At 37.8% G+C, this 19,563-nt stretch carries 17 protein-coding genes; 13 read left to right on the top strand and 4 right to left on the bottom strand.

Translation table 11 applies throughout. From position 1 onward, the window contains the following. Positions 1–36: 36 nt before the first annotated feature. From BMZ99_RS27595 to BMZ99_RS16490, 5 genes are all read left to right on the top strand, one after another. Positions 37–243: an IS3 family transposase gene (locus tag BMZ99_RS27595; protein ID WP_407670196.1), complete on the top strand. Its 207-nt coding sequence runs from the start codon at positions 37–39 to the stop codon at positions 241–243. Between the two features lie 9 nt (positions 244–252). Beyond that, a complete protein-coding gene (locus tag BMZ99_RS16505; RefSeq protein WP_090939676.1) occupies positions 253–2,013 on the top strand; it encodes an FAD-dependent oxidoreductase in 1,761 nt (586 codons plus the stop codon). Between the two features lie 18 nt (positions 2,014–2,031). Continuing rightward, complete coding sequence (locus BMZ99_RS16500; protein WP_090939673.1) at positions 2,032–2,370, top strand: hydrogenase maturation nickel metallochaperone HypA/HybF; 339 nt, start codon at positions 2,032–2,034, stop codon at positions 2,368–2,370. A gap of 236 nt (positions 2,371–2,606) precedes the next feature. Next, the gene (gene murI / locus BMZ99_RS16495; RefSeq protein ID WP_090939670.1) at positions 2,607–3,383 is read left to right on the top strand and encodes a glutamate racemase; all 777 of its coding nucleotides are present in this window, start codon (positions 2,607–2,609) and stop codon (positions 3,381–3,383) included. Between the two features lie 113 nt (positions 3,384–3,496). Beyond that, positions 3,497–4,192 (top strand): nucleoside/nucleotide kinase family protein, encoded by a 696-nt coding sequence (locus BMZ99_RS16490; RefSeq protein WP_139214788.1) that lies wholly within the window; start codon positions 3,497–3,499, stop codon positions 4,190–4,192. Here the strand turns inward: BMZ99_RS16490 and BMZ99_RS16485 are convergent. Together BMZ99_RS16485 and BMZ99_RS16480 are read right to left on the bottom strand one after the other, a co-directional pair. After that, a complete protein-coding gene (locus BMZ99_RS16485) occupies positions 4,167–5,522 on the bottom strand; it encodes a transporter substrate-binding domain-containing diguanylate cyclase (RefSeq protein ID WP_175490587.1) in 1,356 nt (451 codons plus the stop codon). The genes BMZ99_RS16490 and BMZ99_RS16485 overlap by 26 nt on opposite strands. Before the next feature lie 252 nt (positions 5,523–5,774). Further along, entirely contained in the window at positions 5,775–6,269 is a 495-nt protein-coding gene (locus BMZ99_RS16480; protein WP_090939661.1) for a hypothetical protein, read from the bottom strand. Positions 6,270–6,514: 245 nt separating this feature from the next. Here BMZ99_RS16480 and BMZ99_RS16475 point away from each other — a divergent pair, with 245 nt between their 5' ends. Beyond that, positions 6,515–7,360, top strand: coding sequence for an aldo/keto reductase (locus BMZ99_RS16475; RefSeq protein ID WP_245755013.1), 846 nt, complete (start codon positions 6,515–6,517; stop codon positions 7,358–7,360). 129 nt (positions 7,361–7,489) lie between these two features. On the opposite strand, the gene BMZ99_RS16470 is transcribed toward BMZ99_RS16475, so the two are convergent. Further along, complete coding sequence (locus BMZ99_RS16470; RefSeq protein ID WP_175490586.1) at positions 7,490–8,029, bottom strand: hypothetical protein; 540 nt, start codon at positions 8,027–8,029, stop codon at positions 7,490–7,492. Between the two features lie 216 nt (positions 8,030–8,245). Between BMZ99_RS16470 and hcp the strand changes: the two genes are divergently transcribed. From hcp to BMZ99_RS16445, 5 genes are all read left to right on the top strand, one after another. After that, on the top strand, positions 8,246–9,961 hold the full coding sequence (gene hcp / locus BMZ99_RS16465) for a hydroxylamine reductase (protein ID WP_090939658.1): 1,716 nt from the start codon (positions 8,246–8,248) through the stop codon (positions 9,959–9,961). A 186-nt stretch (positions 9,962–10,147) separates the two neighbouring features. After that, positions 10,148–11,536, top strand: a complete 1,389-nt coding sequence (locus BMZ99_RS16460; protein WP_090939655.1) for an MFS transporter — start codon at positions 10,148–10,150, stop codon at positions 11,534–11,536. 54 nt (positions 11,537–11,590) lie between these two features. Next, positions 11,591–12,031: a MarR family winged helix-turn-helix transcriptional regulator gene (locus tag BMZ99_RS16455; protein WP_090939652.1), complete on the top strand. Its 441-nt coding sequence runs from the start codon at positions 11,591–11,593 to the stop codon at positions 12,029–12,031. 171 nt (positions 12,032–12,202) lie between these two features. After that, positions 12,203–15,859 (top strand): dynamin family protein, encoded by a 3,657-nt coding sequence (locus BMZ99_RS16450; protein ID WP_090939649.1) that lies wholly within the window; start codon positions 12,203–12,205, stop codon positions 15,857–15,859. 183 nt (positions 15,860–16,042) lie between these two features. After that, on the top strand, positions 16,043–16,576 hold the full coding sequence (locus BMZ99_RS16445; RefSeq protein WP_090939647.1) for a hypothetical protein: 534 nt from the start codon (positions 16,043–16,045) through the stop codon (positions 16,574–16,576). Positions 16,577–16,706: 130 nt separating this feature from the next. Here the strand turns inward: BMZ99_RS16445 and BMZ99_RS16440 are convergent, their stop codons facing one another. Then, positions 16,707–17,159: a hypothetical protein gene (locus BMZ99_RS16440; protein WP_090939644.1), complete on the bottom strand. Its 453-nt coding sequence runs from the start codon at positions 17,157–17,159 to the stop codon at positions 16,707–16,709. A gap of 243 nt (positions 17,160–17,402) precedes the next feature. Here BMZ99_RS16440 and BMZ99_RS16435 point away from each other — a divergent pair, with 243 nt between their 5' ends. Both BMZ99_RS16435 and BMZ99_RS16430 read left to right on the top strand, forming a co-directional pair. Beyond that, the gene (locus BMZ99_RS16435; protein ID WP_090939641.1) at positions 17,403–17,948 is read left to right on the top strand and encodes a flavodoxin family protein; all 546 of its coding nucleotides are present in this window, start codon (positions 17,403–17,405) and stop codon (positions 17,946–17,948) included. Between the two features lie 333 nt (positions 17,949–18,281). Further along, the gene (locus BMZ99_RS16430) at positions 18,282–19,508 is read left to right on the top strand and encodes a purple acid phosphatase family protein (RefSeq protein ID WP_090939638.1); all 1,227 of its coding nucleotides are present in this window, start codon (positions 18,282–18,284) and stop codon (positions 19,506–19,508) included. The last annotated feature ends 55 nt before the right edge of the window (positions 19,509–19,563 follow it).

Here is a 19,563-nt window from a genome sequence, read left to right as displayed (position 1 = left end):
TTGAACCTAACCAAACAGTACGGCATTCTGCCGTCCATGTCAAGAGCGGCTACACCTCTGGATAATGCCCCTGCCGAAAACTTCTTCGGCATTCTAAAAACCGAGTGTATCTACCGCCAAAAAATTCAGACCATTCACCAAGCACGTCATCTTATTGACCAATACATCCACTTCTACAACTTCGAACGCATCAAGACAAAAAATGGCCATACTCCCTTTCAAATCAGGAGCATGGCCGTGTAATTCTAAGCTATCCTACGACAGGGCGTTTCCTGCCTGTCTATTTCCACGGGAGCGGTCTATGATACAGAGTGGGGTCCAGACAAATGGAACCCCGATTATCGTACGAACAGAAGAGTTGTTGTTGCTACCGGCACAAGTCCTTGTAAAGCAGAATGTCCAGCTCATATTGGTATTCAGGGTTATATCAAGCTGGCGTCTCAAGGAAGGTATACTGAAGCACTTGAACTTATCAAGCACGAAAATCCGTTTCCGGCAGTATGCGGGCGTATCTGCTCGAGACAATGCGAATCTGCTTGTACTAGAGGTGATGTTGATGAGCCAGTTGCTATTGATGATATCAAGAAATTTATTGCAGAACAAGATTTCAACAAAGATAATCGTTACGTACCTGAAGTAAAGCATCATTACGGGAATAAAATTGCAATTATCGGGGGAGGTCCTTCTGGACTTTCTTGTGCTTTTTACTTAGCTCTTGATGGTTATAAAGTGACCGTGTTTGAAAAACAAAAAGCACTTGGCGGTATGCTGACATTCGGAATCCCTGCTTTCAGGCTCGAAAAAGATGTAGTGAATGCGGAAATCAATATTTTAAAAGAATTAGGTGTTGAGTTTAAGACGGGTGTTGAAGTTGGTAAGGATGTAAGCCTTAATGACTTAAGAGGTCAAGGCTTCGAGGCCTTTTATCTTGCAATCGGTGCTCAAATAGGTAGAAAGCTTGGTATAAAAGGTGAAAATGCTGCAGGTGTAATCAATGGTGTGGACTTCTTACGCAAAGCCAATTTCAATGAAGAGTTTAAATTAGAAGGACCGACGCTTGTGATCGGCGGTGGCAACGTCGCCATTGATGTTGCTAGATCTGCCAGACGAATCAGCGTATTGCAAGTGAATATGTACTGTCTGGAGAGCAGAAAAGAAATGCCAGCACTTGAAGAGGAAATTGACGAGACTTTGTCAGAAGGAATCGTCATTCACAATTCCTGGGGACCTGATCGGATTCTTACGGAAAATGGACGTGTTACCGGTGTAGAATTCAAGAAATGTATTTCTGTATATGAAAATGGCAAGTTTAATCCCAATTTCGATGAAAATGAAAAAAGGATAGTCAAGGCAGACAATATCCTGCTTTCGGTAGGTCAGGCAATTGAGTGGGGGAACTTGCTTGTTGATAGCAAAATTGCATTAAATCCTAACAAGACAATTAAGGCAGATCCTGATACTTATCAAACCGATGAGCCCGATGTATTCGCTGGAGGTGATGTGTTAACCGGTCCAAAGTTTGCTATTGATGCCATTGCTATGGGGAAGAAAGGAGCCATTTCAATCCATCGTTATGTTCATCCTGGGCAAAGCTTAACGATTGGTCGCACGAAGAGGGATTACCGTCCGCTTGATAAAGCGAACCTTGTTCTTGAAGGATACGATCGTCTTCCACGACAAAAAGCAATCCAGCGTGATACAAAGATATTCAAAGAATCCTTCGTGGATTCACGTGGTACATTTACAGAAGAGCAGGTTAAGAAGGAAACCGAACGCTGCCTTGGCTGCGGCGCTACAGTTGTGGATGAATATCTGTGTGTAGGATGTGGTGTCTGTACAACTAAATGTAAGTTTGATGCTATTTCCCTTGTCAGAAAATATGACGCTGAGGGCGTAGAACTCAGGAAAATAAAACCAGCAGTTATCAGGCATGCGATAAAACGCAAGGTAAGAATTGCTGTAAAAAAGCCACTGAAATTTATAGAATCGATTTTATCTGGAGAAAGAAATTGACAAGAAAAGAGGTCTCATATGCATGAACTTGGAGTTGTGATTGAAGTCATAAAAACGATTGAAGATTTTGCACGTAAAAATGAATTAACTAAAATTCATACATTAATTATCCAGATCGGTGAGCTTTCATCGATAATTCCGAGATATGTTGAAGCGTGTTACCCAGTTGCAGTAGATGGTACATTATTGCAAGATACGAATTTAGAAATCGAGATAATACCTGGCAATGCGATTTGCAAAAAGTGTAATAAAGTTTTTAATCTGATTGAGAATAACAGTAAATGTCCAAACTGCAAAAGTACAGGGGAGCTGTTATGCGGAAAAGAGCTGATGATTAAGGAAATCATTGCCTTCTAAGATAAAAGAGGTTTTTATGTGTGTTTAGGTTGTAAAAGAACATCAACTTTTTTAGGAGGTTGATGTTTCTTTTATTTCATTAAATAGCTGGCTTTAATGCTCAATTTGCAATTCATTTGTGATTGAAAAAGAAAAGTAGTAAAATTAAAAAGTCAGGTAATCGCTCGCCAAAAAGGATTTCTGGCTTGTAGATAAAATGAATATACTAAATGGCTCGAAGAAGTGAGGTGCGAGATATGAAAATAGGTTTTTTTGACTCCGGAATAGGTGGAATGACAGTACTTTATCATGCATTACGGCTATTGCCCAAAGACGACTATATTTATTATGCTGATACATTGCATGTACCATATGGGGAAAAGTCAAAGGATGATGTTAAAAAATATGTATTTGAAGCTGTAGACTTTTTATCTCAGCAAAATATTAAAGCATTGGTGATTGCATGTAATACAGCAACAAGTGTGGTCGCCAAAGAGCTGAGGAAAAAGTATAGCTTTCCAATAATAGGTATAGAACCAGCAGTAAAACCGGCTATCATAAAAAATCAAGAAACGGGAAATAGAGTATTGGTATTAGCCACTAGTCTTACCCTCAAGGAAGAGAAATTTAATAATTTAGTCACTAAACTCGATAGCGATCATATTGTTGATGGACTTGCTCTTCCTGGTCTCGTAAAGTTTGCAGAAGACTTTGAGTTTAATGAAGAAATCGTATTGCCCTATCTTAAGTCACAACTGGGTTCCTATAAGCTAAATCAATATGGAACCGTGGTGCTAGGATGTACTCATTTTCCTTTCTATAAAGACATGTTAAAAAAACTTTTGCCCGAGCAAGTAGATATTATTGATGGCGGGATTGGTACAGCTGAAAATCTAAAAAGAACTTTAAAAGAAACAAACAGTATCAATGAGGGGATTGGAGCAATTGAGTACTATAGATCTGGGGTCAAAGTTGAGAATGAACAAACGCTGCAGCAATATGCAAAGCTATTCGAACGATTACATCAGATCTAAACTTTGGTAAATAGCAGTCTGCCATTTTATGATAAGTAATAATAAGTAATGTTTTCAAAAAAAAGCTTCTAGTTATGTATGATAACAAAACTAGAAGTGCAGACTGAACTGCCATGAAGATTTTAAGAGGAGGAACTCATAGAATGGGAGCAATTACGAATGCTGATTTGACAACGTTAAGTAATCTGTTAATAAAAAACTATGAAAAAAGTCAAAATACACGATTTTTATTAGCGATTACAGGGGTTCCTGGAGCAGGTAAGAGTACATTAGCGGATTTGCTGATGAAAAAGATAAATGAAGTATTAAAAGAAGAAAGTGCAATTGTGGTTCCAATGGACGGATATCATTATCATAATGATATATTGATAGAAAAAGGACTATTGCCGTTAAAGGGAATTCCTCAAACCTTTGATTCCCAGAGATTCGTAATGCTGATAAAAGAAATAGCATCCGGAAAAGAGGAGAAACTATATTGTCCTTCTTATGATCGAGATCTTCACAATCCCGTTGAAGGTTCAATCGTAATTGAGAAAAAACATAAAATTATAATTGTCGAAGGTAATTATTTATTAGTAGATACTTCTCCGTGGAATGAACTCGCCGATTTGTTTGATGAAAGTTGGTTCATTGAGACGCCGAGCTCTACGACAAAAGAACGCCTTATAAGCCGGCATATGCGCACAGGCCGATCCGTTGAAGAAGCGTTAAAAAAAATTAGCTCTACAGATGCGCCAAATGCAGAATTGATTATTCAAACTCGCCATAGAGCTACTCAAATCATTACGGCAGCAAATTTGGAGCTTTAACAATATTATTTTTCCCGAGTGTTTTTGCCTTAAGCATGGCGGTATCGGCAGCGTTAATAATTTCATTTAATGAACTGTATTTACATTCAGAAGTATCAATATAACCGATACTGGCACTAACTTGATAAATATTTTGCTTATCGTGAATCGGATTTTCAATATGTGCCAGCAATGATTTTCCATCAAATATTGCAGCCGAGGTTATGATTATCAAGAATTCATCACCGCCCATACGATAGATGTTTGCGTCAGGTAAAAACTCCTTCAAACGATGAGCAGTGGATTGTAGCACCATGTCGCCAGTTTCGTGACCGAATGTATCATTAATAATTTTAAAATTGTCCAAATCGATGTAACATACAATTGCTTTTGTTAATTTAGATAGATCGGAGAAGTCATTAAACAATGCAGTTCGATTTTTTAGCCCTGTCAAATAATCAGTTGACGAAAGAAATTCTAATTCCTTATTCCGTTTTCGCATTAGAGCAGTAACATTTATAAATATAATAAAGATTCCGATCAACAGTAAAAGAAAAAAATTACGGATTTCACTAATACGCTGTTCTTGTTGAACATGATCCTTATAATAAGCAAATATGCTTTTATCTTCATAATAAGTGTTGGCTACTTTTTTTAAAGGAATCCGTTTCATTCCCTTCGTTAAAATCGTAGTTAATTTTTTACCTTCCTCTGTTTTAGGAGAGAAAAAAGCATATTTTCGAACATTGCCATTGATTGAAAACACGATTTCATAATCAAATAGTTTTCCTTTAAAATACTTTTCAATAAAAGATGCCTCATTGTCTGGAATAAGATTGATTTCCTGTTTTTTCAAAGCTGCAAAAGCATCATCAAATGTTTTATAGTAGATAATATTTTGAGGATAGGCAAATTTTAAAATATATTCATTAATAGATGTACCTTCAATCAGGCCGATCTTATACTTGGAGATATCGTTAATATCGGTAATTCTTACATGATGATTGATGGAGCCAATTAAAGCATAATTCATTTCAAAATAGGGCGTATCCGTAAAGTAGCCATATTTCTTTCTTTCATCGCTAATGCTTGCCCCGCACAGTATAAGTGCCTTATTATCTCTTATCAGATTTAAGCGATCTGCCCATGATAAAGTTTCATCTTGAATAATCGTATACTCAAAACCAATTGTTTTAGATAAGATTCCCAAAACTTCAATTGAAATTCCTACAAATTCTTTCTTATTCGCATCATAATATGAAATGGGCGGGAAGCTTTCATCGACCACCACCTGAATGACACCCAGTGAATGTATAAATTCTCTTTCATCAGCAGTTAAATCAATATACATAGAGGGAGAGATCTCCATAGGTTTATGGGGAGTGGTCATCTCATCGTACGATGAATAATTATTAAATTGAACAAAACAAATTATAAACAAGGTCAACAAGAGTATGATGATTCTTTTATATTTCATTGATTAACTCATTTCTTATATAGTATCTTATAAGAAATATTATCGCAAAAAAAGCATCTTTTTCCAACTATTAATTAAAGAATCTGCTCAAAAATCGCCTCTTTTGGGGACGGCAACAAAAGAATCTTACAAGAAGGGCAATTGATTTTTCCAGTATTGTAAATCGACGGCGCTTAATGGAAGTTCAATAGCCAAATTACTGTTGGTATATTTAAAGGAAACGGTTACACGATTAGCCTCAGATATTTCCCTTAAGACTTGCAGGGGAAAAGTGACAAATAAAGTATTGGTATGTTTAAAGACGATTCCTGTGGAGAAATCTTTGAGAGAATAAGTCGGCGGCTGAGCAGATATCTCAATGCGATCCATCTTATGAATTTTACCATCAACATCAATGGTGAAAAATCTTTCTAACTGTTCAGATCCATATCGAAAATCAACTATAGATAAGGTTGCACCTGTAGTAATCTTTGTTTGAGGATCAGTTATACCACGAAAATCAATAGTACAGTAGGATGATAAGTTGCTGGCAGTGCGATTGTCATAAGAAAAAGCTGTATAACTGCAATAAAGGGCAATGATGATTGTAATAAGAGCGAAGATACTAGTCCTTTTGCGCATGATAACTCCTTAGAAAGTGTGTTGTATTTATTGCTTAATGTTACAGGAGATCAGCTTTTTTGTCTATATAACTCGAAATAAGTTATGATAAATTTCATTGTAGAGACCATTACAAAACGGTACTAGTACAGCTTGTTTTTTCACAATTGCAGTGATATCTGTATGATACCGCTTAAAGTTAAGATAAGAGTAAGTTCATTGGCAAGTTGCCAATGAAAATATAACTGCGAAAAGGAGAGTCTGCCATGATGGATAAAACAATTTTAAAAGTATTGCTAAACGATGGTATTGAAGTTCCTGGCATTGGATTTGGCACTTATATGTTAAAGGGCACAGAGGGAGTGCGTGCGATTAAAAATGCAATTGATATAGGCTATCGATTGCTTGATACCGCATTTAATTATGAAAATGAGGGGACGGTAGGTGAAGCTGTTCGGCAAAGTTTAATACCAAGAGAAGAATTATTGATTTGCTCCAAGCTGCCGGGGCGCCATCATGCTTACCAGAAAGCGATTGAAACAATTCAGGAGTCACTCTATAGAGGAGGATTGGAATATTACGATCTCTATTTGATTCATTGGCCAAATCCCAGCGTGAATTTATATGTTGAAGCTTGGCAAGCTTTAATAGAGGCTAAAAAGCAGGGATTAGTCCGATCTATCGGTGTCTGCAACTTTTTACCCGAGCATATTGAGCGATTAATAAAAGAAACTGGTGTAAAGCCGAGCATTAATCAAATTGAGCTCTATCCTTACTTTAATCAGGAAGAACAGCGTCGTTGGCATGTGGAACATGATATTGTAACAGAATCCTGGAGCCCTTTAGGGCGTGGTAACAGTATTTTGGAAAATAAAAAAATCGCTGAAATTGCCAAAATGCATCAAAAATCGATCTCACAAGTTATTTTGCGTTGGCATGTACAGTGTGGGGCGATTCCAATTCCAAAAGCATCCTCACAAAAGCATCAGCGTGACAATTTAGATATTTTTAATTTTCAATTGACAAGAGAAGAAATGGAGGTCATTTCCGGACTTACCAGTGAAACAGGACGTACTAAGAATCAAGACCCAAGAACATACGAAGAGTTTTAAAAAATAGAAAAAAAGGGCGAATCTTTTTGTGATTCTGCCCTTTTTCTATTTCCTGTTGCAGATAACTTTTAAGATACCAAGAATCCGAGTAAAAAGAACAAGTTTTTCCTGAAAAGAGACGTACTCTGATTATTGATAATCTGTTGGATCTTCTTCATCTTGCGGTATTGGTTTAGCTGCTGCAGGCTGTAGGTTATGGAGGGGGTTAGTTCGTTCAGAACGTGAAAATATGCCTTCCTGCCACATTTGGTAGCCATATAGCAAAAGGCTGCGCCCAGAGATTATTAAAAAGGTAAGAAAAGGTGAAATAGAAATAAATTGAAAAATATCTCTGCTGCCGTAAAAATAAACGAGTAGACCATATACAAACCCCAAATTTAATATTGCATCAATAATGGTATACAGCCAAAAATGACCATATAAAAATCTGATAAGCCATACTGCAACAATTGGATCTAAACTGTAAAGATTCGAGAAGTTCTGAAAAGGAAAAGCAGTTTCTTTAACGATCCACCATTCTAGGGTAGTACCCACTTCGAGGATTAATATTCCCGTGACAATGGTAAATAAAAAAACAGACATATAACGCTTTATATCCTTCTTTTTCATTAGAAATAATGAAAACCATGAAATAACGATCATACTCCACAATATCGTTTGATTACTCATAATAGGCCTCCTCAATGTACGAATACCAATAGTCTAACCAATTGGTTCCAGTCAATACGCAGGAGATGATCTGACGGTGAATATGTAAAATTTTATTCCTGGAATAAATTAGTTTTTATTTGATGTGATTTTGCTCACAGTCAATCGTTACTCTTTTCGTTAGAATAGAGATCAGAAGTTTAAATATCGCTTCACACGATAAGGGGGATAAAATAGATGTCAATGTTTTGTTATCAATGCCAAGAAACAGCCAAAGGTACTGGCTGCACTATGCGCGGAGTATGCGGAAAAACTGCTGAAGTGTCAAATCTCCAAGATTTGCTTATGTACACGCTAAAAGGAATTTCGGTCTATGCACTTGAAGCCCGTCAGGCTAAAATTGCTACACCGGATGCCGATAAGTTTATTATGGAAGGCTTATTTGCGACCATTACCAATGCTAACTTTGACAAAGAGCATTTTATTTTGCTCATTAAACAAGCGCTGATCGTGAGAGATAATGTGAAAGCTGCTTTAGTAAAAGCCGGTGTAAAGGTAGAAGCTGCTAATGACAATACAAAATCCATCTGGCAAAAACTGACTAACTTGTTTACAGCTGATGAGACAGCAGAAGCTTCTCATGACAGCACTCTGTGGTTTGCTGATAATGCATCAGAGTTTGAAAAAAAGGCTGCTACAGTTGGAATTTTGGCAACTGAAAATGAAGATGTTCGTTCATTACGCGAGCTGCTTACCTATGGCGTAAAAGGAATGGCTGCGTATGCTGAACACGCCTATACATTAGGCTATATGGAGGATGGTATTTTTGCCTTTATGCAAAAAGCGCTAGTTGCCACCACTAACGATAAGCTGAGTGCCGATGATTTGGTTGCTTTGGTAATGGAATGCGGCAAATACGGCGTTGATGTTATGGCCTTATTGGATAAAGCCAATACCAGTACCTATGGAAATCCTGAGATTACCAAGGTCAATATTGGTGTGAGAAACAACCCTGGTATCCTTGTCAGCGGTCATGATTTAAAAGACCTGGAAGAATTGCTGGAACAAACCCAAGGAACGGGCGTTGATGTATACACTCACGGTGAGATGCTGCCAGCGCATTATTATCCGGCATTTAAGAAATATACCAATTTTGCTGGAAACTATGGTAATGCATGGTGGTTGCAGGACAAAGAATTTGAAACCTTTAACGGTCCTATTTTGATGACGACTAACTGCTTGGTGCCGCCAAAAGCCAGTTATAAAGAACGCGTGTACGTGACTGGTGTAGTTGGTTTTGAAGGACTGAAGGAAATTAGTCAGCGAAAAAATGGCAAACCTAAGGACTTTGCAGCACTTATCGCTCATGCTAAAAAATGTCCACCTCCCAAGGAATTAGAACAAGGAGAAATAGTCGGCGGGTTTGCTCACAACCAGGTATTAGCTTTGGCTGATAAGGTTGTAGATGCAGTGAAAAGCGGTGCCATTAAACGATTCTTCGTTATGGCTGGCTGCGATGGCCGCGTGAAGAGCAGGGATTACTACGCTGATTTTGCTAAAGCACTGCCCCAAGATACTGTCATACTGACAGCGGGATGTGCTAAATATCGCTACAATAAGTTACCGCTGGGTGATATTGGAGGCATTCCTCGTGTATTGGATGCAGGTCAATGTAACGACTCTTACTCACTAGCAGTTATAGCCTTGAAACTTAAAGAGGTTTTTGGTCTGGATGATGTTAATAAATTACCGATATCGTATAATATCGCCTGGTATGAGCAAAAGGCAGTTATCGTACTTTTGGCTCTGTTATATCTTGGTGTAAAAGATATCCATCTTGGACCGACGCTGCCAGCTTTTCTTTCACCGAATGTAGCCAAAGTGCTTGTAGAGCAATTTGGCATTGGCGGAATCAGCAATCCTGAAGATGACATCAAAATATTCATGGCATAAACACGAAATTTAAGATCTTAATGAATAAGGATAATTATATTCGCCTAAACGTTACGTTTAGGCGAATACTTTTTTTATATGAAATAATGCCCCCAAAAGATCATTTTATTTATTGAAAAAAGTTGCATATGCACATATAGAATATTATAATATGTGCATATGCAGATATTATAAGGGGATGATTCAATGGATGTTGCAATTCAATTAACGCAAGATAAGAAAGAGAAACTAATAGTAGTTTTATCTTTTACCTTAATTTTTTCTTCTATGAATGCTACTATGTTTAATGTAGCTTTGCCAGCTATTAGTACAGAATTTTCACTCCACGCATCGCAAGCTAGCTGGATTATAACAAGTTATATGATTGTTTATGCAATTGGCGCGGTTATTTACGGAAGGCTGGCTGATCAGTTTAAGCTGAAAGATTTATTAACCATAGGCCTTGTTTTTTTTGCTGTAGGATCGATTATTGGCTTTTTTTCAGCGAATTATTGGTCTATTGTTATCGGAAGAGCTTTGCAAGCAATGGGAGCAGCTGTCCTTCCAGCCTCATCAATGATAATTCCTACTCGCTATTTTAATGCGGAGACTCGAGGGCGTGCGTTAGGAATGACATCAGCCGGTTTAGCGTTCGGAGTAGCGATTGGACCTATTGTGGCGGGATTTCTTACGACTTGGCTGCATTGGAAATATCTCTTTGCGATCTCATTATTTACGATAGCTGCCATTCCTTTTTATCGGAAGTACCTTGATGATGTAGCAGGTACGTCAAGTAAAATCGATTTCTTAGGTGCTTTTCTACTAGCATTAACCATTGCTGTTTTGCTGTTTGCCATTTCAACTGCAAGTTTAATTTATTTACTAGCGGGTATTACATGTTTAGCTCTCTTTGTTATTAGAATTAAAAGTGTCAAGAATCCTTTCATTCAGCCAGCTCTGTTTAGAAATAGTGACTATTCTATGGCACTTTTCATTTATGCTTTAGGTGCAGGTATTGGGTTTGCATTGCCGTACCTGACTCCTCTCGTATTAATTGAACTAAATCATCTAACGGCCTTTCAAACTGGTCTTTATATGTTTCCAGGTGCATTATCAGCAGCTTTGTTAGCAAAAACAGGCGGAAAGATTGCAGATAGCAGGGGGAATTCTGGTCTTACTTTTTTAGCAATTTCTTGCTTTTTTATATGTTTTTGCAGTCTGGCTTTGATGGCAGGCGCTCCAGCTTATTTTATAACATGCTTCCTAATATTTGGCTATGTAGGACAGACTTTTTTTCAGCTTGCTATGGCTAATACGATTTCACAAACATTGCCGCGTAATCAGACGGGCGTGGGGATGGGATTATTTATGCTAGTAAACTTTGTCGCAAGTTCAACTGCAACTGCTATAATGGGTACAGCCATTAGTAAAAATAATGCTACCGTTTATTTCAAGTCCTTGTTTTTTCAATTTGAGAGTGTAAAGTATAGCAATATATACAGTGTTTTAGCTATAATGGCTGTTGTTATTGCACTAATATACTCAATCGCATTAAGAAAAAAATTAAAAGAAGCTAAAAGTTGCATAAGCACATAGTTCTTGATACGATTGAGTCATAAATCTTGAATTTATCATTAAGAAGAGGTAGAAATGAAAAAGTATGTTTTTACACAATCGATAGGTTTTAAGATAGAAGTATGTTCTAGATTACTGACGAATCGATTAAATAAGAAATTAAAACAGCAGGACAGCTGGATAACAGCAGAACAATGGGGAATTATCAATTTTCTTCTGCAGCAGGATGGACTTACGCAAAATCAGTTGGCGCAGAAGACGAGCAAAGATCATACTTGTGTTTCAAGGCTGATTGATAATTTAATAAAAAGGGACCTCATTGAGCGTAGGCCTGATGAAAGTGACCGTCGTACGAATTTGATTTATTTAACAGAAGCAGGAAAATCCTTGCAGATAGAGATTGCTAAGCTGGTTGAAAATCATTTACAGCATGCATTTCATGGAATCGATTCAAGTGATATAAAAACATGCCTAAGTGTTATTGATAGAGTAATGGAAAATTTAAAAGAAGAATAGAGCAAAACAACCTCACAGGATTTTCTGTGGGGTTAATTTCAAGGGATTTTGCTCATGATTTTTAAAATTAATGTCGGATATTGCACGTAATGGTGAACATAACGTTGCTCATTAGCAGCTGTATCGTGTAAAATGAATTAATTAGAAAGTTTGTTATAAGGGGAATTGTTTATGAACCATACTGCAAATCATCAAGTGACAATTCGATCATTAAAAGGGAAGCTTTTAGCTGCCTATGAATATTTACTAGGACATAATGATCAGGAAAATGCCGAAAAAGTTAAGCAATTAGCAGGTAAATTAGTAAATGAGGAATTTACCATTGCATTTTGCGGACATTTTTCTGCAGGAAAATCAACAATAATTAATCGTTTGGTTGGGGAAAACTTGCTGCCGTCAAGCCCAATTCCAACCAGTGCCAATCTTGTAAAAGTCAAGGCGGGAGAAGAGTATGTAAAGGTATTTTTTAAAAACGAAAAGCCTCGTTTATATCTCGCACCATATGATTATAAGATGGTAAAGAATTATTGCAAGGATGGAGATCAAATCCAATCCATTGAAATTAGTCATTCGGATTCCAATCTGCCAAGCCAAACAGTTATTATGGATACTCCCGGTATTGATTCTGCAGATGATGCACATCGTATTGCCACTGAGTCCGCTATTCACCTTGCTGATTTGATCTTTTATGTAATGGATTATAATCATGTTCAATCCGAATTGAACTTTATGTTTACAAAAGAGTTAACAGAGGCCGGCAAAGAGGTTTATCTTGTGATTAACCAAGTTGATAAGCATTCCGATCAGGAGCTTTCCTTTTCGGAATTTAAAACAAGTGTGGTAGAATCATTCTCATCATGGGGAGTAAAACCGGCGGATATTTTTTATACCTCTTTAAAACAAGATGATCATGAATATAATCAATTTTTGGACCTGCAGACTTTTTTAGCGGAGCGATTAAAGGAAAAAGATAGCTTACTCCTTCAATCTATTTTTCATTCCCTGCAAAAAATCACCAAAGACCATTTGGATGCGGCAAAGAAGAAGAATGAACTAGAGTTAGAGCCGTTTAAGGATATTTTAAATGAACTATCTTCTACAGAGCAGGCAGAGCTGGCAGATAACTACAACAGGCTGAGTGAAGAGAAAAACGTTTTAGGTGAGGGACCCGAAAAGGCCGAAAGCGAATTTGATTCCGAGGTCAATAAAATTATGGCAAATGCCTATTTGATGCCGTTTGAAACTAGGGCGCTTGCCCAAAGTTATCTTGAATCGTGTCAGAACGAATTTAAGGTTGGATGGCTGTTTACAAAACAAAAAACGTTAGCTGAGAGACAGGAAAGACTGAATCTCTTTTACCAGGGTATACTCGAAAAAACAAAATCACAGGTAGAGTGGCATCTTCGCGATTTTTTGTTACGATTTTTAGAAAAGAAAAGGATCGACAATAAAGAATTGTTTGCAAAAATCCAGAGCTTTACTGTTCATTTTTCAACTGAATTATTAGCTGCGGCTGTAAAAGCAGGGGCCCGTTTATCAGATACTTATGTTATAAATTACACGGATAATGTTGCAACCGAAATTAAACTTTTGGCTAAAAGTATTTTAGCGGAACTTAAGATCGAAATGCTCAACGCCCTGCAGGATAAAAATACAGCCCTTCATGAAAAAATAACTCAAAAATCAGCAGGTCTAGAGAGGTATATCATCGCACTTGAGCAGATAAAAAAATACGAGTCAACTGAAAGTCTTGAGCAAAGGTTCCTTGAAAGACTGCTTAGTGAGGCAAATGGAACAGAGGCTGACCATTTTCATTTGTTTGATCTACAAGACGAGGAATTTGAGGTAGTGCATGGGGAAACTGGTCAGGCTCCGCAGGTACAGCAAAAAATGAGCATCCCGATGAAAAAGCCAATCCCCAAAGAAAAAGCTCCATTGTCTGTTAATGCTTCAGATCGGATGAAACAGACAGCTGAGAAATTAAAGAAGACGGCAGAGCTGCTTCAGGGGTTGCCGGGCTTTAAGAAACTGTCAGGTGAACTAAAGGAAAAAGCAGAAAGACTCGATCATAAAGGTTTTACGGTTGCCTTATTCGGGGCATTTAGTGCCGGAAAATCTTCTTTTGCGAATGCGTTAATTGGAGAAAGAGTGTTACCTGTTTCGCCAAATCCAATGACAGCGGCAATAAACAAAATTAAGCCGATTGACGAATCATATTCACATGGGACGGTTATCATTAAGCTTAAAGAGGAACGTGTGATGCTCGAAGAGGTAAATCATGCCTTGAAACTATTCGATTTTCATGCAGAGAGCTTAGCGGATGCAAGGACAAAAGTAGATAAGATTAATGGAGATTTGGGCCAGCAGGGGGCAGCTGAAAAGACGAACTATACTTTTTTGATGGCGTTTACCCGTGGATATGCTGCTGTTAGCGAACAGCTAGGTACAGTACTTGAAAAAACAATAACCGAATTTAGTGATTATGTTGCAATAGAAGAAAAGTCCTGCTTTGTTGAATGGATTGATCTGTATTATGATTGTCCGTTAACTCGCAAGGGAATTACTCTAGTTGATACCCCGGGGGCGGATTCCATTAATGCCCGTCATACGGGAGTAGCTTTTGACTTTATCAAAAATTCAGATGCCATTTTGTTTGTAACCTATTATAATCATGCATTTTCAAAAGCAGATCGAGAGTTTTTAATTCAACTGGGGCGTGTAAAAGATTCATTTCAATTAGATAAAATGTTTTTTATTATAAATGCTATTGATTTAGCCGATAATGAGGAGGAGAAGGAAACTGTTGCTCTATATGTCCATGAGCAGCTAATCAAATATGGAGTCAGAGATCCTCACTTATATCCATTATCAAGTTTACAGGCACTGAAAGAAAAAGAAGAAAGAACAGCTCTTCCTGTTTCAGGCATGCCATCATTTGAGGAGGCATTTTATCATTTTATTACCAGTGACCTGGCTAACTTAGCGACTCAAGCATCCGAAAATGAATTAGGCCGTGTCAACCGTTTAGTAGCTAAGCTCATTGATAGTACCAGAGAAGATGCTGCAGTCAAAAAGCAGAAGCGGGCAAACATCGAAGCAGAAAAAGTGGGGATACATGCAATTCTTGGTCAGCAGACAGTAGGAAATTTAGAAAACCGTTTGTATCAGGAAACGGAAGAATTGATTTATTATATAAAGCAAAGGGTATTTTTACGTTTTACTGATTTCTTCAAAGAAGCATTCAATCCTACTGTTTTACGTGATGATGGCCGTAACCTGAAAAAAGTTTTGCAGAATGCACTGGACGAATTACTCGAACAAATTGGATTTGACTTTGCACAGGAAATGAGAGCAACGACTGTAAGACTGGATCGTTTTGCTGAAAAAATAATTGCAGAGTATCAGAGAATGCTTATCGAAAGGATTTGCGAAACGAATCAGGATTTATCCTTTTCCCTTTTTGAATTTGAAAATAAAGCACAAATTGATTTTGAAGTTGCTTTCAAAGATATTCAGCATGGACTGTTTTCAAAAGCAATGGCTTATTTTAAGAATCCCAAATCATTTTTTGAGAAGAATGAAAGTAAGTTAATGAGTGATGAGATGTACCGTGTCCTAAGCTCTGCAGCAGATGAGTATTTACAGAATGAGCAGAAAAGGATACTGGTTTTATATGGAAACGTTATGGAAGAGAAGTTTGGAGAGCTCATCTTGCAAATGGCGGAGCAGGCGGATGACTTCTATTTAAGCTTGCTCTCAGCCTTAGATGGTGGTGTTCCAGCTGAGCAGTTAATGGAGATACAGCAAAGCTTAAAAGAACTGATATAAAGATCTCAAGTAATAAAGTAGATTCATAGAAGCTGCTAATTGCATACTTAGCGATCGGAAGATATAGGTATGTATTTAGGCAGCAGTAGAGGTGCAGGCTGTGATTCGCTCTGCAAAACAAATGGTATAATGTAATCATCTACGCGCATACTAATTTTACTATAAGTATGGGAGATGGCAAGGATGGAAGACAGGCTGTATCGAGGCTTCATGGCTGGAGCTGCTGGCGGAGCTGTGTCAAATCTATTGAGCCATTTCTCATACTTTTTAGGATTTACAACACTGCGGCTATCAGATTGGGCTGCAATCCTTATCTTTGGTCATGTGCCTCCGTTCAGCTCAGGGGAACACCTATTTTCAGTTTTCATACAAATCGGCTGGTCTGGTGCTGTCGGCTCCATATTTGCCTACTTCCTTGTCTGGGTAACTAACCGAAAGATTCTTTTCAAGGCTTGGATGATGGGGACCACTCCTTTTTTTGTAATTTATTTACTAACGGCATTATTTCAAACACCGGGAACAGTACCATTACCGCTTAACACGGTTCTTTCAAATTATATAACTTCATCGATCTTTGGTGTTGTTATGGGATATAGCTTCAAGTCTTTGGATAAAGCCATCCTGCAGGATCGCAGCTCCCTGAAACTTTTAGCTCGTCCTGCAGCAAAGCGCATCGACAAAGATGAAAAACAGCATCATCCCGATAATAATGAATAGATGCTGCCGATTTATCACACCGCATTTAGAAATGACATCTAAATACAGCACAAAACAGCAAATTAACAGCTTTTGTTCGAATTCCATCGGATTGAAGCTGTTAATTTTGCTGTTATCATTATTTTATTTGTCAATGGTTTCGAATGATAATCGCTTGGGCGATCCAACCTATTAATGCGCCGCTTACCATGCCCATAAGACCAAGTAAAATTGGTCCCAGCCTAGTACCAAAAATTTCAAAGAATGGTGAATAGGTCACGCCAAGTGTTCCGATATAAGCGCAAAAAACCGTAGGAAGAAAAGAGTATAAGGACTTACCTCCACCTGCATCGCGAAAAGCATCCCAAATTGCAAAAGAGTAAACACATGGATAAAACATCATCCATTCGTAATTTGTTTTTGCGATAGCCTGACTGATGTCACCAGTAAAACTAAAAATAATGACCTCATTAAGATTGGCATTTACATTGATTGAGAACTCTAGAAATATAAATAATAAACCTTTAGCTATTTTTCCATTTAAAATCTGACCAAATCCTGGAAATGCAATACTCCAAAAGACTTTTTCAACTGCATTTGTCATGACTTTTCCTTCCCTTATTTCGTATAAATTTATTATTACCGATAATAGGGTAATTATCCTTGGTCCGAAATATAGACTTATGCCTAGAAGCAATTGATAATTCTTAATATGATAATTAAAGTTATATGGTATAAAAATGGATACTATACCACAAATAAGTGCATACTTGCTTATTGTAATTTTAGTATGTATTATTATAGCGATAATGGCGCTTTTAGAAAATGAAAAACTGGAGGAGATCTCTTGTCAAAAAATATACTTGTTTTAACCGGTAGTCCTAGAAAAGGCGGCAATACCGATAAATTGGCAGATGCATTTATTGCCGGTGCGCAGCAGGCGGGCCATATAACGATAAAAATTGCAGCTGCAGATAAGCACATTAAAGGCTGTATCGACTGTCAGACATGTTTCAGCAGAGGAAGCGCTTGCTCTATTTCGGATGATTTCGCGGATCTTGCGCCGCTTCTGGAGCAAGCTGATATGGTTGTGTTTGCAACACCAATGTACTGGTTTTCGTTTCCGGTGCAGTTAAAGGCTGCTATTGACAAATTGTATTCATATTTAATTTCAAAAAGAACATTAAAGATAAAGGAATGTGCCCTTCTCGTCAGCGGAGGCGAGAAAAAATTAAATGCGTATGATGGTATTGTTAAGTCCTATACGTTAATTGCTGATTATCTGCACTGGAAAGATAGCGGCATAGTGATTGTACCGGGTCTTCATGGGAAAGATGTTCTGAAGACTGACGGACTAAACAGAGCGGAAACTTTGGGGAAAAGTATAGTTTAGATTTTTTAGATAATGTCATTTCTTTCAGTATGTGCTAGTAAGGCGGTAACAATAATGTCAAACTCCTGTAAGAATTTAGGCTTGCAGGAGTTTTGCATTTAATGGTAAATAGAGTAGAAGCATAGAGACTGTTTCTAAAGAAAAGTTTATCTGATTGTAAGAGATTAGAAAATAGGAATGGCAGAAAAGAATAGGCTTGCAGCAGCAGACACTCTGGGCTGCTATATGTGTTTGAATTGGCAGAGAAAATGATTCATAATGTGGAAGGGATAAAGTGAAGCACTAATGTGGATAATAAAGGAAGTTAATAGAGTTAATAATGAGGTGATGTAAATGAAGAAATATATCTTAGGCTTTATGTTTATTTGCATAGCTATTATATGTCTTTTTTTTGTGTTGAAATCACTGCATATAGGCTTTGATACTGAGGTAGGGCAGATCATGCATGTAGTTACAGCAGATATGAAGCATGAGCGTACGATTTCGTGGAAGACTGCAAAGTTTAGTGAACCAGGAAATTTGGAGATACGACCCAAGCAGTCAGAAAATATCATAAAAGTCAATGCTGAGGTAGTGGAGCTGCCTACATATAATGAAGGAAAACGTTTCGGACTTTATACGGCACATATTACCGATCTTATGGCTGGGACTGTCTATGAATATCGTATTTCCGCTGGCAGACGGCAATCTGAATGGATGGAATTTAAGACTGAGCCAGATTCAACATCATTTAAAGCACTTATTTTTGGCGATTCACAGTCAGTAGATTATAAGGATTGGACTAAAATAGCTCAGACAGCATGGGAAAACAATAGGGATGCAGCGTTTTTTGTTAATATGGGTGATCTTGTTGATAATGGGCAGGATGAATGGCAGTGGAATGCCTGGTTTGATGGAGGAGCGAATCTTTTAAAAGCAATACCTTTCGTTCCAGTCATGGGAAATCATGAGACTTATAGTCTGGATTGGAAAATGGCGAAACCTGATTACTATCTTTCGCTTTTTGCTCTGCCGGCAAATGGTCTGGCAGAACTGGAGCGATTCGCTTATTCCTATGACTATGGAGACGTACATTTTATCGTACTCAATACACAATTAAATGAGCTGCAGGAATGGTATCCTGATTTATTAGAACAACAACGACAATGGCTTGCAAAAGACCTTGCCAAAACACAGAAAAAGTGGAAAGTAGTTCTTATGCATCGTGCCATATGGAAGCATCCTTTCAATGGGCCGCTTGATGATATTGGTCAGACCTTTGTGCCAGTGTTTGATCAATATCATGTTGATCTTGTATTTACCGGACATGTCCATTCCTACGCGCGTACCAAGGCACTGAAAAATGGCAATTCTGCCCCTAATGGGACGATCTATATTTCGACAGGGCGCAGCGGCGACAGGGTATGGGATAAATCTCCCAAAAAGCCGATGGATGAACTTTATTATAATCCTCTTGATATGCCCAATTATCTTGTGTTTGAAGCCTCACATGATGCTCTTAAAGTTACTGCCTTTAAGCAAAATGGCGAGATTATTGATCAAACCGAACTTAAAAAATAACAAGATTATAAATGCCCCCATTTGTAGTCAATCAATCGACTACAAATGGGGGCAT

The organism is Pelosinus propionicus DSM 13327 (genome assembly GCF_900114615.1).
Lineage (GTDB): Bacteria > Bacillota > Negativicutes > DSM-13327 > DSM-13327 > Pelosinus > Pelosinus propionicus.
Note: the sequence above shows the minus strand (reverse complement) of the source record. Positions and strands in the feature narration are given on the sequence as shown.